The organism is Vibrio sp. FF145, assembly GCF_041439075.1.
GTDB lineage: Bacteria > Pseudomonadota > Gammaproteobacteria > Enterobacterales > Vibrionaceae > Vibrio > Vibrio tasmaniensis_A.
This window is the reverse complement of record NZ_JBGONH010000113.1, coordinates 1-2,460: the sequence shown is the minus strand read 5'-3', so window position 1 is coordinate 2,460 and position 2,460 is coordinate 1. Positions and strand designations below refer to the sequence as shown.

The 2,460-nt window shown below is 38.6% G+C and carries 3 protein-coding genes and 1 pseudogene; 1 reads left to right on the top strand and 3 read right to left on the bottom strand.

Features of this window, described 5'->3' with window-relative positions; genetic code table 11:
* Positions 1–191 precede the first annotated feature (191 nt).
* The 3 genes from ACED42_RS21650 to ACED42_RS21640 form a co-directional block, all read right to left on the bottom strand.
* Positions 192–530 (bottom strand): hypothetical protein, encoded by a 339-nt coding sequence (locus ACED42_RS21650; protein ID WP_371704124.1) that lies wholly within the window; start codon positions 528–530, stop codon positions 192–194.
* A 103-nt stretch (positions 531–633) separates the two neighbouring features.
* Positions 634–1,443 carry a class I SAM-dependent methyltransferase gene (locus ACED42_RS21645; protein WP_122047261.1) on the bottom strand — a complete coding sequence of 270 codons (810 nt, stop codon included), beginning with the start codon at positions 1,441–1,443 and terminating at the stop codon, positions 634–636.
* Between the two features lie 303 nt (positions 1,444–1,746).
* Positions 1,747–2,004 carry a hypothetical protein gene (locus ACED42_RS21640; RefSeq protein ID WP_371704123.1) on the bottom strand — a complete coding sequence of 86 codons (258 nt, stop codon included), beginning with the start codon at positions 2,002–2,004 and terminating at the stop codon, positions 1,747–1,749.
* A gap of 217 nt (positions 2,005–2,221) precedes the next feature.
* Here ACED42_RS21640 and ACED42_RS21635 point away from each other — a divergent pair.
* A pseudogene (locus tag ACED42_RS21635) lies at positions 2,222–2,460 on the top strand (IS110 family transposase); the annotation flags it as partial.

Below are 2,460 nucleotides of genomic sequence, written 5' to 3'. Positions count from 1 at the left end.
ATCTTATTCTTCGCGCTGAAAGATTAGAATGCGGGGTTCATGACACGCTTACGATTTTTCAAGCTCGTATAAGCCTAGTTAACTAGTGAAAAATGCAACCAAACTAATATGACTACCTTACCCACAAAAGCCGACCATTACAAAAGTGCCGAGCGTTTTGGAATCCAGTTAAACAATTTATTCGGTGATGGCTACGATAGTAGGCAATAAAGTAGTGGCAATAAACTAGCAATCAATAAGCTGTGCCCAACAGACGTACTCTCTAATTTTGTCACAATGGTTGATTTAGCAGACTCGTTTTCAATTAACGAACTAGCAGAAACGCCAGCCATGTTACTAGGGTCACTATATCCGACCTTATGACCGGAAAAAGACAAAAGTGAACCCAGAGCAAGAAGAATTAGCATTGAATAGAAAGCATAATCACTAGAAAATGCTAGTTTCAAATAGCCTGTGAAATACTCGAAAGTAACCACAACTAGCAGTGCTAATAAATTTGATAGCACTATCAACCTTACGAATTTAAACATATTCCCTCTGATACTAATAGAACAGCTAACGTCCCAATAAACTGTGAGTGAACGTGTGCCATAATGAAGCGAAACGGAATCGGCACACGCTTATGAATCCGACTTAACTGCTTTGTGAACTGGCTTTTCTAGCGATCACTAAACCATGATTACTTGATCCCAAAAGGCTTGCTTCATCGCAATTTGCTAAATGATAATCTAACCATGTCTGATATTGAGATGGCGTAAAGTTATTAACACCGTTAGATATGTAACGTCCAAATCCATCTGTTGCTGCGTGTCCAATTACATTAAACCCATTTTTGTTTACAAGATTTTCAATTTCACTAGGCGTTGCGAAATACCCGACCTTGAAAAAACTATCGGCTTTAGCGTTTGATACCGTGCCATGTTTATTTAACTCTAAAAGTACCTCCGGAGTGACTAGCTCTGGAAATTGTTGGGCAAACATACCAGCGACAAAGAAACGTGAAATATAGGCTATGGCTAGTACACCATTTGGCTTTAAAATCCTTAGTGCTTCATTAACCGCAAGCTCTCTTTCATGCAGAGTTTTTAGGTGGTACAAGGGCCCAAGAATTACACAAACGTCTTGAGAATTACTTTCGATAAATGACACATCACAAGCATTACCCTCAAACACTTTTAACTCAATACCTTCAGATTTTACTTTAGTATTTAAAATCTTCACTTGGTCAGGCGCAAGTTCTACTGCTGTAACATCACAACCTAATTTTGCAAAATGTAAGGAATAGCGCCCCGTTGCTGCTCCTAACTCACATACTGATTTCCCTTTAAGTAAATAAGGTGTGAGTTTATGTATCGTAGTATCAAACTCTAACTGAGCAATATATTGCCGAGTTAGCCTTTCATCTTCGTTTGCACCCGTATATTGGGCTATCAATTCTTCCATTGATCAACATCTCCTTTGCCAGTTAGCACCCAATTAAGTAGCTGACAACGCTACCACTACACAGTCGACTTAAATTTGTTATTAGAACGATACTTAAAGGTATCGCCTCTTCATGTCGTAGACCAAAATGGTAAAGTCTTACTTCATAAGTAAGTAACCCTAACTAAACTATTGACTACAATAGCAAATATGCCACTCATGCGTATAGGCGTTGAAGCTAGTAGCGAGTAGCGAGTAGCGAAAAATAGCTAGCTGGTCTATAAAATTGCTATCGCTTGTTATAAGCGAACTAGCTTGACCGTATTACTTATTTTTATTGTTCAGCCCAGACTCTAGTGCTGCTGCCTTAGTTTTAGCTGTCTCTTCATAAGCATTAAATACATCGCTATTTTTACGACCGCTAAAGTGCAGAAAACTATGAATAATGAGCATAAAGAAGGATATCAACACAACAAATATGGGCGCTAAACCGAACCCATCAATGTTCATTGATAAAAGACCTATAACAAAAAACACACTCGATATAAGTGCAACCGATTTACTGCGAGATGATGAGCCCATAAGTAACCCGCTTTACATAACTAAAGAAAGAATAATACTTAGAACCTTTTACGCATACTTTGAAATACTTAACAAATGCAATAGCTTATAACGAAAAGTTAAAGCGTGAACAACGCAATACCGAAGCAGCCACATTCCACCCTAAACACTAAATTCAACGCATAGTGAAAATGCCACGCGTTGCAAATCACCCTTAAACAGTTTGTATGGTTAATAAGCACTCAAAACAATTAAGAGTCATAGTCCTGAACGCATCGTTATTGAAGCAACAGGCCGATTAGAAATGCCTTTTGTTCTTGCATGTGCAGAGGCTCAACTACCTATTGTCAGAGCAAACCCTGTCCATATAAAACGATTCGTTGGTGCTATTGGCCGCAGAGCCAAAAAACATACGCCTAATTAGTGACTTAGTCATTCGCCGAAACCAGTTGTTATCCATGCAAACCATGGAAAAGA